General features: G+C 73.4%; 16 protein-coding genes. 7 read left to right on the forward strand and 9 right to left on the reverse strand.

What is annotated here, in order from left to right:
• Positions 1–54 precede the first annotated feature (54 nt).
• The 8 genes from ACGH2B_RS03740 to ACGH2B_RS03775 form a co-directional block, all read right to left on the reverse strand.
• Entirely contained in the window at positions 55–1,593 is a 1,539-nt protein-coding gene (locus ACGH2B_RS03740; RefSeq protein WP_399096672.1) for a nucleobase:cation symporter-2 family protein, read from the reverse strand.
• A 432-nt stretch (positions 1,594–2,025) separates the two neighbouring features.
• The gene (locus ACGH2B_RS03745; RefSeq protein ID WP_399084018.1) at positions 2,026–3,435 is read right to left on the reverse strand and encodes an 8-oxoguanine deaminase; all 1,410 of its coding nucleotides are present in this window, start codon (positions 3,433–3,435) and stop codon (positions 2,026–2,028) included.
• A 43-nt stretch (positions 3,436–3,478) separates the two neighbouring features.
• Positions 3,479–4,882, reverse strand: a complete 1,404-nt coding sequence (locus ACGH2B_RS03750; RefSeq protein WP_399084021.1) for a nucleobase:cation symporter-2 family protein — start codon at positions 4,880–4,882, stop codon at positions 3,479–3,481.
• Positions 4,883–5,032: 150 nt separating this feature from the next.
• On the reverse strand, positions 5,033–5,992 hold the full coding sequence (pucL, locus tag ACGH2B_RS03755) for a factor-independent urate hydroxylase (RefSeq protein WP_399084024.1): 960 nt from the start codon (positions 5,990–5,992) through the stop codon (positions 5,033–5,035).
• Positions 5,993–5,999: 7 nt separating this feature from the next.
• Positions 6,000–6,404, reverse strand: a complete 405-nt coding sequence (uraH, locus tag ACGH2B_RS03760) for a hydroxyisourate hydrolase (protein ID WP_399084027.1) — start codon at positions 6,402–6,404, stop codon at positions 6,000–6,002.
• The gene (gene uraD / locus ACGH2B_RS03765; RefSeq protein ID WP_399084030.1) at positions 6,401–6,922 is read right to left on the reverse strand and encodes a 2-oxo-4-hydroxy-4-carboxy-5-ureidoimidazoline decarboxylase; all 522 of its coding nucleotides are present in this window, start codon (positions 6,920–6,922) and stop codon (positions 6,401–6,403) included. Before uraD ends, uraH begins: the two co-directional genes overlap by 4 nt.
• A 171-nt stretch (positions 6,923–7,093) precedes the next feature.
• Positions 7,094–7,474, reverse strand: a complete 381-nt coding sequence (locus ACGH2B_RS03770) for a helix-turn-helix domain-containing protein (protein WP_399084033.1) — start codon at positions 7,472–7,474, stop codon at positions 7,094–7,096.
• Positions 7,471–7,737, reverse strand: a complete 267-nt coding sequence (locus tag ACGH2B_RS03775) for a hypothetical protein (protein ID WP_399084036.1) — start codon at positions 7,735–7,737, stop codon at positions 7,471–7,473. Before ACGH2B_RS03775 ends, ACGH2B_RS03770 begins: the two co-directional genes overlap by 4 nt.
• Positions 7,738–7,904: 167 nt before the next feature.
• Here ACGH2B_RS03775 and ACGH2B_RS03780 point away from each other — a divergent pair, with 167 nt between their 5' ends.
• The 7 genes from ACGH2B_RS03780 to ACGH2B_RS03810 all read left to right on the forward strand — a co-directional run bounded on the left by ACGH2B_RS03780 (position 7,905) and on the right by ACGH2B_RS03810 (position 15,036).
• Positions 7,905–8,741, forward strand: a complete 837-nt coding sequence (locus ACGH2B_RS03780) for a TIM barrel protein (protein ID WP_399084039.1) — start codon at positions 7,905–7,907, stop codon at positions 8,739–8,741.
• Positions 8,742–8,792: 51 nt separating this feature from the next.
• Complete coding sequence (locus tag ACGH2B_RS03785; RefSeq protein ID WP_399084042.1) at positions 8,793–9,689, forward strand: 2-hydroxy-3-oxopropionate reductase; 897 nt, start codon at positions 8,793–8,795, stop codon at positions 9,687–9,689.
• Positions 9,689–10,816, forward strand: a complete 1,128-nt coding sequence (locus ACGH2B_RS03790; protein WP_399084044.1) for a thiamine pyrophosphate-binding protein — start codon at positions 9,689–9,691, stop codon at positions 10,814–10,816. The genes ACGH2B_RS03785 and ACGH2B_RS03790 overlap by 1 nt, the downstream gene beginning before the upstream one ends.
• A 208-nt stretch (positions 10,817–11,024) precedes the next feature.
• Positions 11,025–12,497: a catalase gene (locus ACGH2B_RS03795; RefSeq protein ID WP_399084047.1), complete on the forward strand. Its 1,473-nt coding sequence runs from the start codon at positions 11,025–11,027 to the stop codon at positions 12,495–12,497.
• Positions 12,498–13,040: 543 nt separating this feature from the next.
• Positions 13,041–13,796, forward strand: coding sequence for a hypothetical protein (locus tag ACGH2B_RS03800; RefSeq protein ID WP_399084050.1), 756 nt, complete (start codon positions 13,041–13,043; stop codon positions 13,794–13,796).
• Between the two features lie 196 nt (positions 13,797–13,992).
• Positions 13,993–14,508 carry a GNAT family N-acetyltransferase gene (locus ACGH2B_RS03805; RefSeq protein ID WP_399084053.1) on the forward strand — a complete coding sequence of 172 codons (516 nt, stop codon included), beginning with the start codon at positions 13,993–13,995 and terminating at the stop codon, positions 14,506–14,508.
• A 147-nt stretch (positions 14,509–14,655) separates the two neighbouring features.
• Complete coding sequence (locus tag ACGH2B_RS03810; RefSeq protein ID WP_399084056.1) at positions 14,656–15,036, forward strand: MmcQ/YjbR family DNA-binding protein; 381 nt, start codon at positions 14,656–14,658, stop codon at positions 15,034–15,036.
• A gap of 85 nt (positions 15,037–15,121) precedes the next feature.
• On the opposite strand, the gene ACGH2B_RS03815 is transcribed toward ACGH2B_RS03810, so the two are convergent.
• Complete coding sequence (locus ACGH2B_RS03815; RefSeq protein WP_399084058.1) at positions 15,122–15,763, reverse strand: class I SAM-dependent methyltransferase; 642 nt, start codon at positions 15,761–15,763, stop codon at positions 15,122–15,124.
• Positions 15,764–15,962 lie beyond the last annotated feature (199 nt).

The raw sequence follows: 15,962 nt of genomic DNA on the forward strand, positions 1-15,962 counted from the left end.
GGATCCGGTCCCGGCCGGGTCCGGCGCGGGCCGCCGGTGCGTGCGGTGGCGGGATCAGCGGTGGTGGTCCGGCCGCCGGGGCGGGCCGTCGGGTGCGCGGCGGACCGTCTGCGGCGGGACTGCCGGGGCGTCGGTCACCGGGCGTGGCGGGGCGTCGGCGGCCGGGGCGCCGGTGGTTCCGGCCGGGGCCGGGGCGTCCGCCGCGGGATCCGCCGGAGCGGGCGGTGGGGCTTCGGTGCCGTCGCCGGTGCCGTCCTCCGTGGCCCCGGCGGGCGCGGGCCGCTTCCCGAGGTGGTTGAAGGCCAGGTTGAGGACGAGGGCGATCAGGGCGCCGGTGCTGATGCCGGAGTCCAGGACGACGAGGAGGTCCTTGGGGAAGGCGTGGTAGAAGTCCGGCGCGGCGATGGGGATCAGGCCGATGCCGACGGCGGCGGCGACGATCAGCGCGTTCTCGCCCTTCTCCAGCGCCGCCGTGGCGAGCGTCTGGATGCCGCCGGCGGCGACCGAGCCGAAGAGCACGATGCCCGCGCCGCCCAGCACCGGCAGCGGCACCAGCGAGATCACCGAGGCGGCCACCGGGCTCAGCCCGAGGACCAGCAGGATCACCCCGCTGACCGCCACCACGAAGCGGCTGCGGACCTTCGTCATCGCCACCAGCCCGATGTTCTGGGCGAAGGCGCTGGTGGCGAAGCCGTTGAAGAGCGGGCTGAGGGCGGTGCCGAGGGTGTCGGCGCGCAGTCCGCCCTCGATGGTCCGCTCGTCGGCGGGGCGGCCGACGATCCGGCCGAGGGCGAGCATGTCGGCCGTCGACTCGGTCATGCAGACCAGCATCACGACGCACATCGAGACGACGGCGGCGGTGTCGAACCGCGGGGCGCCGAAGTGGAACGGTGCCGGGAAGCCGACCGGCGCGGAGGCGGTGAGCACCGAGAAGTCGGTGAGCCCGGCGGGGATCGCCAGCAGCGTGCCGGCGATGAGGCCGAGCAGGATGGAGATCTGCCGCAGGAAGCCGCGCAGCACCCGCCGCAGCACCAGCACGATCACGAACGTCACCGCCGCCATCGCGATATGGGGAAGCGAACCGTGGTCCGGGGACGACGCGTCGCCGCCCTGCGCCCAGTTGAAGGCGACCGGCAGCAGGGAGATCCCGATGAGGGTGATGACGGTGCCGGTGACCACCGGCGGGAAGAAGCGGACCAGCTTGGAGAAGTAGGGGGCGAGGAGGAAACCCAGCACCCCGGCGACGATGACCGCGCCGAAGATGACCGGCAGCGCGTGCTCGGGCCCCTGCGCCTTGCCGATGGCGACCATCGGGGTGACCCCGGCGAACGACACCCCGTTGACGAAGGGCAGCCGGGCACCGACCTTCCAGAAGCCGAGGGTCTGCAGGAGCGTGGCGATGCCCGCGGTGAAGAGACTCGCCCCGACCAGGAACGCCGTCTCGGTGGGGCCCAGCCCGCAGGCCGGGCCGACGATCATCGGCGGGGCGACCACCCCCGCGTACATGGCGGCCACGTGCTGCAGGCCGCTGGTGAACATCTTGACGGGCGGGAGGAGTTCGTCGACCGGATGGGTTCTCCGGTCCTCCGGCATCCGCTCGGGGACTGCGGCCACTGCGGGCCTCCTGTCGATTTCCGCGCGGCCCCTACGGGGAGGGAGCCGCGCTTTGCTGTCACGGAGGGAGTGGTGCGGTGGTGTGCGCGTCGGGGTACGGGCGCGGTGCGCGTCGGGATACGGGCGCGGTAGGGGTGTGCACAGCGACCGCGCGGAGAGGCGGCGTAGGCACGGGACGCCGGTGGGCGGAGTTCGGGAGGCGGGGCGGCGGTGCGGTGCTGGTGGCGGCACGGCCGCCGCGGTGGCGGTGATCCGGTGGCCCGGGGACGCGGGGTGCGCCCCGCGTCCCCGGGGTCCGGCGCTCACGGAAGCCGCGAGGGTTCCGCGAGCCCGGCCGGGAGCCGTCCCTCCCGGCCGGGTCGGTGGGCGGCGCCGCGGATGACCGGCGGCGCCGCGGTCGCGGGGCCCGGTTCAGTCCCCGGCGGCGATCCGGGCCAGCCGCCGCGCCTCGTCGCGGGCGGCGCGGGCGACGGTGTCCTCGTCGACGCGGGTGAGGCGACCGTCCTCGACGACGGGGCGGCCGCCCACGAGGGAGAGGGTCACCGGTGCCGCCGCGCCGAAGACCAGCGCGGTGACCGGGTCGGCGATGGAGGAGTGGGCGAGCCCGTCGAGCTTCCAGAGCACCAGGTCGGCGAGTTTGCCGGGCTCCAGCGAGCCGAGTTCGGCGGCGCGGCCCAGCACCCGGGCGCCGCCGTGGGTGCCCAGCCGCAGCGCCTTGCGGGCGGTGAGCGCGGCTTCCTTGTGGGCGCCGAGCCGGTTGATGAGCAGGGCGTTGCGCAGTTCGGTGTGGAGTTCGCCGGACTCGTTGGAGGCGGTGCCGTCCACGCCGAGACCGACGGGGACACCGGCGGCGAGCATGTCGGGGACGCGGGCGATACCGGCGGCGAGGCGGGCGTTGGACGACGGGCAGTGGGCGACGCCGGTGCCGGTGCGGGCGAAGGCGTCGATGTCGTCGTCGTTCATGTGGACGCAGTGGGCCATCCACACGTCGTCGCCGAGCCAGCCGGTGGTCTCGAAGTAGGCCGTGGGCCCCATGCCGAACAGTTCGTGGCAGAACTTCTCCTCCTCCACCGTCTCCGAGCCGTGGGTGTGCAGCCGTACGCCCTTATGGCGCGCCAACTCGGCGCTCTGCCGCAGGAGTTCGGTGGAGACGGAGAAGGGGGAGCAGGGGGCGGCGGCGATGTGGACCATGGCGCCGAAGGAGGCGTCGTGGTGGGTGTCGATCGCCTCCTCGGTGGCGGTCAGGGCGCCTTCGGTGGTCTCGACGGCGAAGTCCGGCGGCAGTCCGCCGTCCTTCTCGCCGCGGTCCATCGAGCCGCGGGCCAGGGTGAGGCGGGCGCCGATCGCGGCTGCCGCCTCCAGCTCCGCGGCGACGAGGTCGCCGGCGCCGCGGGGGAAGACGTAGTGGTGGTCGCAGGCGGTGGTGACGCCGCCGCGGACCATCATGCCGAGGGAGCCCTGGGTGGCGGCGGCCAGCATCGGCGCGTCGATCCGGGCCCACGTCGGGTAGAGCGCGACCAGCCAGTCGAAGAGGTTGTGGTCGGTGGCCAGACCGCGGGTGATCCACTGGTAGAAGTGGTGGTGGGTGTTGACCAGCCCGGGGGTGACCAGGTGGCCGGTGCCGTCGATACGGCGGGTGACGTGCGCGAGGCCGTCGGGCGCCGGGCCCGCGCCCACCGCCTCGATGGTGGAGCCGGCGATCACGACGTGTCCGGTGGGGTGGACGGTGTCGTGGGCGTCGACGGTCGCGACGGCGCAGTTCTCGATGACGACCCGCTCGGTCACGCTGTCAGGGGTTGCCGGTGCTGCCGGTGCTGTCATGGGACTTCCTGCTTTCGCTACGGCGGTCGGGCACGGCAGGGCCCTACGGGATTTGAGTGCCGGAGCCGGACGGGGCGGCTGACAGTACCGCTGTCCGTGAGGTGCTCCGGGTGCCGAGATGGTGGAAGAACAGGTTGAGCAGGACGGCGACCAGGGCGCCGGCGCTGATGCCGGAGCCGAGGACGGTCTGTGCCCAGGCGGGGAAGCCGGCGTAGAAGGTCGGCGCGGCGAGCGGGATGATGCCGGCGCCGAGCGAGACGGCCACCAGGATGATGTTGGAGCTGTCGTCGAGCCCGGCTTCGGCGAGGGTGCGGATACCGCTGACGGCGATCGAGCCGAAGAGGACGATGCCCGCGCCGCCGAGGACCGGCATCGGGACGAGCGAGACGACCGCGCCGAGGACGGGGAACGCGCCGAGGACGAGGAGGGTGCCGCCGGCGGCGGCGACCACGTAGCGGCTGCGGACCCGGGTCAGGGAGACGACGCCGACGTTCTGGGCGAAGGCGCTGGTGGCGAAGCCGCCGAAGACCGGCCCCAGGAGGGTGGCGAGGCCGTCGGTGCGCAGGCCGCGGGTGAGGGTGTCACCGTCGCAGCGGCGGTCGCAGATCTCGCCGAGCGCGAGCATCCCGGCGGCGGACTCCGTCATCAGCACGAGCATGACGATGCAGAGCGAGAGGATCGCGGCGGGCTGGAACTCCGGCGGGCCGAACGCGAAGGGCGTGGGCAGTGCGGCGATGGGTGCCGAGCGCAGTCCGTCGAAGCTCGCCATGCCGAAGGGGATCGCGGCGAGGGTGCCGATGACCAGGCCGAGCAGGAGGGCGACCTGTTTGCCGAAGCCCTTGGCGAAGCGCTGGATGAGCAGGATCACCAGGAGGGTGAAGGCGGCGAGGGCGAGGTTCTTCATGTCGCCGAACCCGGCGGCACTCTTGTCGCCGCCCTGGGCCCAGCCGACCGGTACCGGCATCAGGGTGACGCCGATGAGGGTGATGACCACGCCGGTGACCAGCGGCGGGAAGAAGCGGAGCAGTCTGCCGAAGAACGGTCCGACGGCCAGGCAGAAGACTCCGGCGACCATCACCGCCCCGTAGATGGCGGGGAGTTGGTGGCCTTTGGCGGTGGTCTCCGCGATGGCGAGCATCGGGGTGATGCCGGCGGAGCTGGCGGCGTTGACGAAGGGCAGGCGGTTGCCGACGGCCTTACGGATGCCGAGGGTCTGCAGGAGCGTGGCGCAGCCGGCGATGAGCAGTCCGGCGGCGATGAGGCGGGTGCGGCCGGCGGCGTCCAGCCCGGCGGCCTGGCCGATGATGAGCGGGGGCGTGACGACGCCCGCGTACATCGCGGCGATGTGCTGGAGGGCGGCGGGAATCAACCGCTTGGGGCCCGGCTTCTCGTCCACCGGGTGGACCTGCGGCGCGGGGTGGAGCCGATCGTACGGGAGCTGTGCCATGGGTGGGTCCCCTCAAGGATTCGCGGCCCCTCCCCCCTGGGCGCGGGGAGGGGCGCCGGGGCGTGTCCGTGACCTTCCGTCGTCCGCCCGGACAGGGTGCGGGCGGGGTCTCACGGACACGTCCCTGGGCACGGCGCTGCGTCCAAGCCGTCAGAGGTTCGTCAGATCCTGGGGGATCAGGGCTTCGACACCGTCGCGCAGAACAGTGGCTTCGATCAGGCCGTACGGGCGGTCCGCCGCGTAGTAGACGGCGCCGTCGGCGGCTTCGTTCTTGAGACCGAACGGCTCCAGGTCCACCTTGAAGTGGTGCTTGTTCGGGAGCGAGAAGCGGATCTCGTCGATCTCGGAACGGTTGTTGATGATGCGGGACCCCATCTGGAACAGGGTCTGCTGGAGGGAGAGGCTGTAGGTCTCCGCGAACGCCTCCAGCATGTGCTTCCTGACCTGGGCGTAGGAGCGCTCCCAGTGCGGCATCCGCTGGTCGTCGCCGGTCCAGTTGAACCGCCAGCGGCTGGCGACCTCGGTGGCGAGGATGCGGTCGTAGTCCTCCTTGAGGGTCGTGTACTTGTCCTTGATGTAGCCCCAGAACTCCGAGTGGGTGGAGTTCATGACGACGAGGTCCTTGAGGCCGGAGATGACGCTCCAGCTCTCCCCGTCGTAGGTGATCTCCGTCAGGCGGGTCTCCTGGCCCTTGCGGACGAAGGAGTGCTTGACGTCGTCGGCGCCGATGAAGCGGGAGTTGCCGTCGGAGGTGGCGATCCGCTCCCAGGCGTACTCCTCGATGCGGATGCGGGCCCGCTTGATCGGTTCCTGGCTGGTGACGAAGTGGCGGGCGAGGTGGATGCCGAACTGCTCCGCCGACTCGATGCCGTGTTCCTTGGCGAAGGCGTACACCGTGTTCTTGGTGGTGTCGGTGGGCAGGCAGTTGGCGTTGGAGCCGGAGAGGTGGACCTCTTCGAGGTCGCCGGAGAGGGCGACGGAGACGTTCAGGTCCTTGATGTGGTGGGTGTCGCCGTCCCGGGTGATCTTGACGACGCGGTTCTCCGCTTTGCCGTACTGGTTCTGGCCGAGCATCACAGGGCGGGCGGGGCGGTGCGGATGGGCGGTCATGTCGGTGCTAGCTCCCTCGGTATACGGAGTAGCCGAACGGGTTGAGCAGCAGCGGTACGTGGTAGTGCTCGCCCGGCTTCACGGCGAAGGTGATCGCCACTTCCGGGAAGAACGCACCGCTGTCCCTTACGCGGGGGGCGTCCTGCTGTTCCTCGGCTTGCTGACGGGTGCGGGACTCGAAGTACCCCTCGACCGCGAAGTCGAGTCGTACGTGGGTGGTGCCTTCGGGCAGTGCCGGGAGGTCCTTGCAGCGTCCGTCGGCGTCGGTCGCGGAGGCACCGTGGGCGTGCCAGTCGCCGCCGCGCCCGGAGCGTACGGCGAGCGTGAGGGCGACGCCCTCGGCGGGGCGGCCCACGCTGGTGTCCAGGATGTGCGTGGACACCGACGTCGGTGCGGCCGTCTCGCTGCTCATGCGCTGTCTCCTTCGGCGGTCTCCGTCATGCGGTGCAGACGGATGCGGTTGATCTTTCCCAGCTCTTCCCGGACGATCTCGCGTTCCTTCTCCGGCGGGTTGCCGAGGCGGTCGCGGACGGCGTCCCGCATCTGCTCCCCGGTGCGCCCGGAGGCGCAGATCAGGAAGGTGTGCCCGAACTTCTCCTGGTAGGCGAGGTTGAGTTCGAGCATCTCCGCCCGGAGCGCGGCGGAGGCGGAGGCCATGCCGCGCTGTTCGCGGGAGGAGGTGGGGTCGCCGGGCTTCGGCCGGCCGATGGGCGGGTGCCCCGCCACCGCCTCCGCCAGGTCGTCCGCGGTCAGCTCCGCCATGGCGGCGTCGCTGGCTGCGTACAGGGCGTCGGGGGTGGTGTAGGGGCGGCGGGCGGCGAGTGCGCTCCCCCATGCCCTGCTGGCGCAGACCTCGTGCAGTGCGGCGAGGGCCGTACCGTCGTCGGCAGCGTTGAACCGGGCGAGGCCCGGGGTCGTACTCGAAGACACGGGAAGCCTCCGTGGCCTGATGCTGATGGCTGCTTGGCTGGGGAACAGCTAAGACCTCCGGCAACATCACGTCAACACTTTGTTGAAAAGTCGGCAACGGAAAAGCCGCCGCCCGGTTCTTGGGACGACGGCTCACCACCGATCGGCCGCCCTGGCGCGGCCGTTGGGGGATCACTCCTCCTGTTTCGCGGCGTTCTCCCTGTTCAGGTAGTTGTAGACGGTGAAGCGGCTGACGCCCAGTGCGCCGGCGACGGTCTCCACGCCGTGCCGGACGGAGAAAGCCCCGCGGGCCTCCAGGATGCGGACGACGGACTGCTTGGTCTTGCGGTCGAGATCGGCCAGCGGCACACCGTGACGGCGCTCCAGCTCGGCCAGCAGATGATCGAGGGATTCCGCCAGATGCGGCAGCCGTACGGCGATCCGGTCCTCCCCCTCCCAGGTGAGCACGACGTCGTCCCCCTGGGCGAGACCGGGGGCGACCATCTGCCCGCCCATCGCGTCCACCAACGGCTTGACCGCCCGGACGAAGGGGTGGTCCGCGGGGTCCGTCACCTGGCGCCCTCCTCGGACCCGGCGCCGCCGACCACGTTGACCTGGAGGGAGACGCGGGTGGCGCCCGCCTCCAGGGTGTCGCGCAGCAGGGCGGCCACCGCGTCGAGGACCCGCCCGGCATCGCCCTCGGCGGTGTTGCCGAACGGGCCGACGTCGACGGCGTCCAGCCCGGCACCCGTGACGATCTCCCGCGCCACCACCGCGTGGGCGGGCGCCTCGTCGAGATCGAACGGTTCGGTCGTGAACTCCACTCTCAATCGCACGCCGCTCAACCTACGCGGGCACCGCCGCCACCACCAGAAAATGCCCCGGCCCCCTCTTGACAGCCGCCGCGACCCCCAGGCACTGTTCCGTTAAGCAGAAACAATATTCCACCATCCGGAATCAATTCGGATGTGCCGATACTCAGCCGGAAGGAGCGCCGGGCCTCATGGGATTCACGGACACACGCTTCAACGTCAACCTGTCGATCCTGTTCACCGAACTCCCGCTGCTGGAGCGCCCGGCGGCCGCGCGGGCCGCGGGGTTCACGGCGGTGGAGCTGTGGTGGCCGTGGACCGGCGCCCCGGTCCCCGCGCAGTCCGAACTGGACGCCCTGCGCCACGCCCTGGAGGACGCCGGCACCGCCCTGACCGGCCTGAACTTCTACGCGGGGCAGTTGCCGGGACCGGACCGCGGCGCCCTGTCGGTCCCCGGTGAGGAGTCCGAACGGTTCCGGGCGAACGTCCCGGTGGCGGTGGAGTTCGGCCGCTCGCTCGGCTGCACCGCCTTCAACGCGCTCTACGGCAACCGCGTCGAGGGCGTCGACCCGGCCGCGCAGGACGCGCTGGCGCTGGAGAACCTCACCCTCGCGGCGCGGGCGGTCGGACCCGAAGGCACCCTGCTGATCGAGGCGCTGAACGCCCCCGAGTCGCCGCACTGCCCGATCGTCTCCGCGCCGAGGGCGGTGGAGGTCGTCGAGGCGGTGAACGCCGCGACCGGTCTGGACAACGCCCGCTTCCTGATGGACCTCTACCACCTGTCCATGAACGGTGAGGACCTCGACGAGGTCATCGACCGGTACACCGGCGTGACCGCGCACGTGCAGATCGCCGACAACCCCGGCCGCGGCGCCCCCGGCACCGGCGACCTGGACCTCGCCGGACTCCTCGCCCGGCTGCGGAAGAACGGCTACGGCGGCTACGTCGGCCTGGAGTACAAGCCGGGTGACGGCCCCTCCGCGGGCGCGTTCGGCTGGCTGCCCGCGCCGCTGCGCGCCGCGCACTGACCCCGCCCGCCGCCGCACCCCAGCCCCGCCGACTGCGAAAGAGGCTTCACGATGAGCAACCTTCCCAAGATCGCGTGGATCGGCCTCGGCATCATGGGCTCACCCATGGCCGAGAACCTGATCAAGGCCGGTTACGAGGTCACCGGCTACACCCTGGAGGCCGACAAGCTCGACCGGCTGGCCGCGGCCGGCGGCACCGCCGCGGCGTCGGTCGCCGACGCGGTCCGCGCGGCCGATGTGGTGATCACGATGGTCCCGGCCTCCCCGCAGGTCGAGGCCGTCGCGTACGGCCCGGACGGCATTCTGGAGAACGCCCGGCACGGCGCGCTGCTGATCGACATGTCCTCGATCACCCCGCAGACCAGCGTCGATCTGGCCGCGAACGCCGCCGCCAAGGGCATCCGGGTGCTGGACGCCCCGGTCTCCGGCGGTGAGGCGGGCGCGATCGAGGCCGTTCTTTCGATCATGGTCGGCGGTCAGCAGGCCGACTTCGACGCGGCCAGGCCGCTCTTCGAGGCGCTGGGCAAAACCATCGTGCTGTGCGGCCCGCACGGCTCGGGGCAGACCGTCAAGGCCGCCAACCAACTGATCGTCGCCGTCAACATCCAGGCGTGCGCGGAGGCCGTGGTCTTCCTGGAGAAGTCCGGCGTCGACCTCGGCGCGGCGCTCGACGTCCTCGGCGGCGGACTGGCCGGCTCCACGGTCCTGGCGCGGAAGAAGGAGAACTTCCTGCGCCGCGACTTCGCGCCCGGCTTCCGTATCGATCTGCACCACAAGGACATGGGCATCGTCACCGACGCGGCCCGCAACGTCGGGGCGGCGCTGCCGGTCGGCTCGGTCGTCGCGGGTCTCGTGGCCTCGCTGCGTGCCCAGGGTGACGGCGGGCTCGACCACTCCGCCCTGCTGCGCGGCGTGGAGCGGCTCTCCGGGCACCCCGCCGGCGCCTGATGGGCGGCGCGCCCCGGCGCGTCGCCGCCGTGCGCGCGGCGGTCCGCGCCCTGCGCCACGCGGGCTGCGACACCGTCTTCGGCTGCCCCGGCGCCGCGCTCGGTCCGCTCTACGCGGCGCTGGACGGGGAGGGCATCGCCCGGGTCGCGGTGCGGCACGCGGAGAGCGCGCCGCACATGGCGATCGGCTGGTCCCTCATCCGGGGCCGGGCGGCGCTCGCGGCGGTACCGGGCGACACCGGTGCCGCCCGGGTGCTCCCGGCGCTGGGCGCCGCCCTGGCCGACGGGGTGCCGCTGGTCTGTGTCGTCGGCACCGGCGAGGCGGCCGGTCCGGGCGGCGCGCCGGATCTGGTGCGGCCGGCCCGGCCGTTGGTCAAGTGGGCGGTCCGGGTCGAGCAGCCCGCCCGGCTGGCCTGGGCCTTCCGGGAGGCGCTGTGGACCGCGCGGGAGGGGAGCGCGGGCCCGGTGCTGATCGAGCTGCCGGCGGCGGTGGCCGCGGCCACCGTCCCCGCCGACGGCCCCGGCGACCGGCCCCCCGCGCCCCCCGGCCCGGCGCGGCCACCCGCACCGCCCGCACCGCCGCCGCCCCCGGCGCACCCGGAGATCGCCAACTGGCTGGCGGACGGGGCGGACACCTTTCTCGTGGGGGCGCCGGCCGCGGCGTACGCGGCGGCCGGGGGCGGACGGCTGCGCGCGGTGGCCACCACCGGCGGCCCGCCGGGCTGGGAGATCCCCACCGCGATCGGCGTCCGTACGGCGCTGGACGCGGCGGAGCCGCCCGGTGCGGACGGGGTGGACGTGGTGGTGCTCCTCGACGATCCGCACGGCTTCCCGGCGCTCGCCGGTGAGCTGGCCCTCGCGGCCCACCGCGGTGTCCCGCTGGTGCTGCTGACCCTGCCGGGGCACGGGCCGGACGGGGCGGCGTCGGATGTGTCCCACACCGACCAGGTGAAGCTCGTCGCGGCCTACGGCTGCGCGGGCCGCACCGCCGGCGGGCCCGGGGAGCTGCGTTCCGCGCTCACCTGGGCCCGTAAGGAAGCGGTCTCCACCCGGCGGCCGGTTCTGGTCCGGGCCGGGTACGCCGCGGTGTCCGGCCCCGGCGGGCCGCTCCGTACCACCCCGGGCTGACGGCCCGGGTACCGAGACTTCCGGACGGCGTCCGCGCCGACACCTGTCCTGTCGCGCCCAGGCGCGGCCGCCGTCCGGAACACCCCTTTCTCCACCCGCGGTTCTTTACCCGCGCTTGTTTCAACAAACTGTTGACGTTTGGTCGGGGCGGTTCCTACGCTCCCGACATGCGGAAGCCAACTTCCGCGCTCTCGTACGGAAGGTCATCATGACGAAGCCCACGCCGACCGCGCGCGTTCTCACCACGGAGTCCGGCGCCCCCGTCGCCGACAACCAGAACTCCTCCACCGCCGGCGTCGGCGGCCCGATCGTCCTCCAGGACCAGCATCTGCTGGAGAAGCTCGCGCGGTTCAACCGCGAGCGCATCCCGGAGCGCGTCGTGCACGCCCGGGGCTCCGGCGCCTACGGCCACTTCGAGGTGACCGACGACGTCACCGGCTTCACCAGCGCCGACTTCCTGAGCGCCGTCGGGAAGCGCACCGAGCTGTTCATCCGCTTCTCGACCGTCGCCGACAACCTCGGCGGCCCGGACGCGGCCCGCGACCCCCGCGGCTTCGCCGTGAAGTTCTACACCGAGGAGGGCAACTACGACCTCGTCGGCAACAACACCCCGGTCTTCTTCATCAAGGACCCGCTGAAGTTCCCGGACTTCATCCACTCGCAAAAGCGCGACCCGTTCACCGGCAAGCAGGAGCCGGACAACGTCTGGGACTTCTGGGCCCACGCCCCCGAGGCGACCCACCAGGTCACCTGGCTGATGGGCGACCGCGGCATCCCCGCGTCGTACCGCCACATGAACGGCTACGGCTCGCACACCTACCAGTGGACGAACGCCGAGGGCGAGTCCTTCTTCGTCAAGTACCACTTCAAGACGAACCAGGGCATCCGCTGCCTCAGCGCCGAACAGGGCGCCGAACTGTCCGGCACCGACCCGAACAGCCACCAGACCGACCTGCTCCAGTCCATCGAGCGCGGCGTGTACCCGTCGTGGACGCTGTACGTGCAGGTGATGCCGGTCGCCGAGGCGGCGGACCACCGCTTCAACCCGTTCGACCTCACCAAGGTGTGGCCGCACAAGGACCACCCGCTCCAGCGGGTCGGCCGCATGGTGCTGGACCGCAACCCCGACAACGTCTTCGCCGAGGTCGAGCAGTCCGCGTTCTCCCCGAACAACTTCGTGCCCGGCATCGGCCCGTCACCCGACAAGATGCTCCAGGGCCGCCTGTTCGCCTACGCCGACGCGCACCGCTACCGCCTGGGCGTCAACCACACCCAGCTCCCGGTGAACGCCCCGAAGGCGACCGTCGCGAACAACTACGGCCGCGACGGCCTGATGGCGACCAACGCCTACGACCGCCACGCGAAGAACTACGAGCCCAACTCGTACGGCGGCCCCGTGCAGAGCGACCGGCCGCTCGCCGCGCCGCTCGCCGTGGCCGGCCACGTCGCCACCCACGCGGCGCCGGCCCACTCCAAGGACGACGACTTCTTCCAGGCGGGTGAGCTGTACCGCCTGATGTCCGAGGACGAGAAGCGGCGTCTGATCGCCAACATCGCGGGCGGCCTCGCGCAGGTCAGCCGCGAGGACGTGATCGAGAAGAACCTCGCCCACTTCCACGCCGCCGACCCCGAGTACGGCAAGCGCGTCGAGGCGAAGGTCCGCGAACTGCGCGAGGACTGACGGGAGGTCGGTCCCCCGCGCATCCGTACCGGCCGGTCCGCTGAGGGGTGGCCGGCCGGTACGGAGGGGAAGTGCGGCGCTCCGCGGCCTTTGGGGAGCCCGGTGCGGCGGGCGTGCGCACCCGGCAGGTGCGCCCTCCCCACCGCGGAGCCCGCCTCTCCCGCCCTGCTCTTCCCGCCGCACCCCTCCCCCGAACTCCGTCCGGCGCCGCGCTGTCCTGTCGCGCCCGAAACGCGCGTCGCCGGACGGGAACCACCCGCGTACGGCCCGGATCCGCACGGTCACGGATCCGGGCCGTACGCATGCCCGGCCTCCCGCGGCGTACGCGGCCGGGGGCGGCGCACCGCACGCGCCCGCGTACGCGCCCCCTGCGCCCGGGTCACGGCCCAGCGGCCACCGCACGCTCCCCCGATGTCCCGGCCGACCGGCGGTGATCGGCGCGATTTGGCCCCCGCGCGGCCCGTTCGAGGGCACGATGGCAGAAAACAGCAGGCGGACGGCGCCGGGAGACCGCCGTCCGCCGACAGACCGCCAGGAGCGACCATGGCCGACAGCGTGCCGGTGCGGTGCCCCACGTGCCGCCGCGAGAACGCCTTCACCCCGCCGACCTTCCCCTGCGCGTGCGGAGCGCCGCTGACGGTGCCGGTGCTGCGCGGCGGTGCCCCCGTCGAGATCGTGCACCGCACCTGGCAGGGATCCTGGGTGGCGGTGCGCTGCGAGGTCTGCGGACGCCAGGACGAGTGGCCGGCGCCGGAGTCCGGCTGCGTCTGCGGCACCGTCGTCCGCGTCCCCGTGGTGCCCGTCCCGCCCGCACCGCCGCGCGGCACCGGCCCCGCCGGCCGCGGTACCGCGCCGGCCGCCCCGCCCCAGGTGCTGCGCCCGGCGTTCCGCCCGGTCACCATCCGCACCGCCCGGGACTGCGTCACGGCCGCCGCGCAGTACCTGAAGTGGCTGGGCTTCACCGACGTCCGCCGCACGCAGGAGCGGACGGCGTCCGGGGTGGATCTGCGCGGCACCGGCGTGGTCGCACAGGTCGACCCGACGACACGGTCCACGGCGCTGCGCGAGATCGAGTGCGTCTGGCTCAACGGCCTCCAGGACTCGGCGATCGCCGTCTTCTTCTCCCTCGCCGGATACGCCCACGACGCCCGCTGCCGCGCCGACGACCTGCACATCCCGCTCTTCGTCATGGATCTGACGGGCACTCCGCAGCCGGTCAACGACGCGGCGGACGAGCTGATCCGCACCGGGGCGCGGGGCACCGGTGAGCCCGACGGGCCCCGGGCGCCGGGCCGTTGACCCACCGGGCGGGCGCGGCGGGGCATGCGCGGCGGGCCGGCGGCGGGGCGTGCACGGCCGGGCATGAGCGACGCCCCGCCGCCTGTGCCGCCCCGCACCGGGTGACGACCGCCCCGGGCCCGTCCCGCCCCGGCCGTTGAGCGGCGGCCTCGGAATCCGGTTGCGTCCGCGGGGCGGGGCCGCACAGACTCCCCGGATGATCATCCGTCTGGCCCGGGACGCCGAACTGCCCGCCCTGCGCACCCTCGAAAGCGCCGCGGGCGCGCCCTTCCGCGAGGTGGGGATGGCCGCCGTGGCGGACGACGAACCGCCCACGACGGAAACGCTGTCGGCCGCCCTGCGTGCCGGCCGGCTGCTCGTGGCGGACGCCGGGGACGGCGCTCCCGACGGCCTCGCCGGATACCTGATGTGGGAGCCGGTCGACGGCGCCACCCACATCGAGCAGGTGTCGGTGGCCCCCGCGTACGCCCACCGCCGTATCGGACAGGCGCTCATCGACCGGGCCGCACACGACGGCGGGGACCGCCCGCTGACCCTGACGACCTTCCGCGACGTGCCGTGGAACGCGCCCTACTACACCCGCCTCGGCTTCCGCCCCCTCCCCGACGCCGAGCTGACCCCCGGCCTGCGCGCCCTCCGCGCCCACGAGGCGGAGCTGGGACTCGACCGCTGGCCCCGGCTGTGCATGCGGCGGGAGGCGACATCCGGTTGACGGGGGCGGGCCGAGGCGCGGCGGCCCAGCGAAGGGCCGAAGTGCGGCGGCCGGGCGGCCGCGGCCCCGAGGTGAGCGCGGCACCGGGCGGGTGCGGCCCCGGGAGGCCCCGCCGCTTCGCCGGTGGCCGCCCGGCATAATGCCGCCATGATCGACGCCGAGGCGCTGCGCGCCGTCTGCCTGGAACAGAACGGCGCGGGCGAGGAGTTCCCCTTCCCGCGCAGTCCGGACCTCTCCGTCTTCAAGGTCGGCGGCAAAATCTTCGCGCTGACGAACCTGACGGCCGAGCCGCTCTCCGTCAGCCTCAAGTGCGACCCCGAACTGGCCCCGCAACTCCGCGCCGCCCACCCGGAGATCGTCCCCGGCCACCACCTCAACAAGCGGCACTGGAACACCGTCGACCTGACCGGCGCGCTCCCCGACCGGCTGGTGCGGGAGATGATCGAGGACTCCTACGACCTGGTCGTCGCGGGCCTGCCGCGCGCCCAGCGGCTCCGCCTCGACCGGGACAAGCCCCGCCGGAGCTGACGGCCCGCCCCGCACGGTACGGAGGGCGCGCCCCGGCTCCCCCCACAGGCGCCACCGGAGCTGACGGCCCGGCTCCGCCCGCGGCTCAGGCCGTACGGCGCAGCCGCCACACCAGGTCCACCCGCGTGCCCGGCGCGCCCTCGGGCGACGGCGCGGGGCGCTCCACCGCCTCCCGGGTCTCCACCTGCCAGGTGTCCGGCAGCGCGAGCTGCTCCAGGACGCCGTCGAGCGTCGGGAAGACCGCGTCGAAGGGGTGGTCGTGCTCGCCCTGCCACGAGGGCCAGCCACCGTGCAGCACCAGCAGCAGCGTCCCGCCGGGGGCGACCGCCCGGGCGGCCGGCGCCAGCACCCGGCCTTGGTCCAGCGCCACCGGCGACTGCAGGAACTGGGCGCTGACCAGGTCGTACGTCCCTTCCGGGAAAGTGACGCCCAGTTCGTGGCGCTGCCAGTCGGTGCGCTCGGTGACGCCCGCGTCCGCGGCGTGGGCGGCCGCGCGCTCCAGCGCCGTCGCGGAGATGTCGACGCCGGTGACGTGCCAGCCGCGCCCGGCGAGCCACACGGCGTCGGCGCCCTCCCCGCAGCCCAGTTCCAGGGCGGTGCCGGGCGTCAGCGCGGTGACCTCGCGGACCAGCAGCGGGTTGGGGTCGCCGCTCCAGACCCGCTCGCTGTCGCGGTAGCGGGCCTCCCAGAAGCGGGCCGGGTCGGTGGTGGGCGGCGTGGCGGACATGGCGCTCCTCGCGTGATCGGCGATCCGGCGCGCCGGGCGGGCGCGCCGGCGGCCAGGATCACGCCCGTGGCCGCCCCCGCCAAGGGAGGTTGCCGGAACGGCAACGCGACCGGTCCGGGCCGAGCGGGGCCGCCCCGCGTCCGGACCGGCGGGCCGTCCGAGCCGGAATCCCGGCCACGGGCCCAACTGATCGTTTCGG

This window comes from Streptomyces sp. BBFR2 (genome assembly GCF_044497305.1).
In the GTDB taxonomy this organism is placed as follows: Bacteria; Actinomycetota; Actinomycetes; order Streptomycetales; family Streptomycetaceae; genus Streptomyces.

Coding starts and splice junctions, on each gene's coding strand:
- ACGH2B_RS03740 (WP_399096672.1), bottom strand. CDS start 1,593: ATGCCGGAGGACCGGAGAACCCATCCGGTCGACGAACTCCTCCCGCCC.
- ACGH2B_RS03745 (WP_399084018.1), bottom strand. CDS start 3,435: ATGACAGCACCGGCAGCACCGGCAACCCCTGACAGCGTGACCGAGCGG.
- ACGH2B_RS03750 (WP_399084021.1), bottom strand. CDS start 4,882: ATGGCACAGCTCCCGTACGATCGGCTCCACCCCGCGCCGCAGGTCCAC.
- pucL (WP_399084024.1), bottom strand. CDS start 5,992: ATGACCGCCCATCCGCACCGCCCCGCCCGCCCTGTGATGCTCGGCCAG.
- uraH (WP_399084027.1), bottom strand. CDS start 6,404: ATGAGCAGCGAGACGGCCGCACCGACGTCGGTGTCCACGCACATCCTG.
- ACGH2B_RS03780 (WP_399084039.1), top strand. CDS start 7,905: ATGGGATTCACGGACACACGCTTCAACGTCAACCTGTCGATCCTGTTC.
- ACGH2B_RS03785 (WP_399084042.1), top strand. CDS start 8,793: ATGAGCAACCTTCCCAAGATCGCGTGGATCGGCCTCGGCATCATGGGC.
- ACGH2B_RS03790 (WP_399084044.1), top strand. CDS start 9,689: ATGGGCGGCGCGCCCCGGCGCGTCGCCGCCGTGCGCGCGGCGGTCCGC.
- ACGH2B_RS03795 (WP_399084047.1), top strand. CDS start 11,025: ATGACGAAGCCCACGCCGACCGCGCGCGTTCTCACCACGGAGTCCGGC.
- ACGH2B_RS03800 (WP_399084050.1), top strand. CDS start 13,041: ATGGCCGACAGCGTGCCGGTGCGGTGCCCCACGTGCCGCCGCGAGAAC.
- ACGH2B_RS03805 (WP_399084053.1), top strand. CDS start 13,993: ATGATCATCCGTCTGGCCCGGGACGCCGAACTGCCCGCCCTGCGCACC.
- ACGH2B_RS03810 (WP_399084056.1), top strand. CDS start 14,656: ATGATCGACGCCGAGGCGCTGCGCGCCGTCTGCCTGGAACAGAACGGC.
- ACGH2B_RS03815 (WP_399084058.1), bottom strand. CDS start 15,763: ATGTCCGCCACGCCGCCCACCACCGACCCGGCCCGCTTCTGGGAGGCC.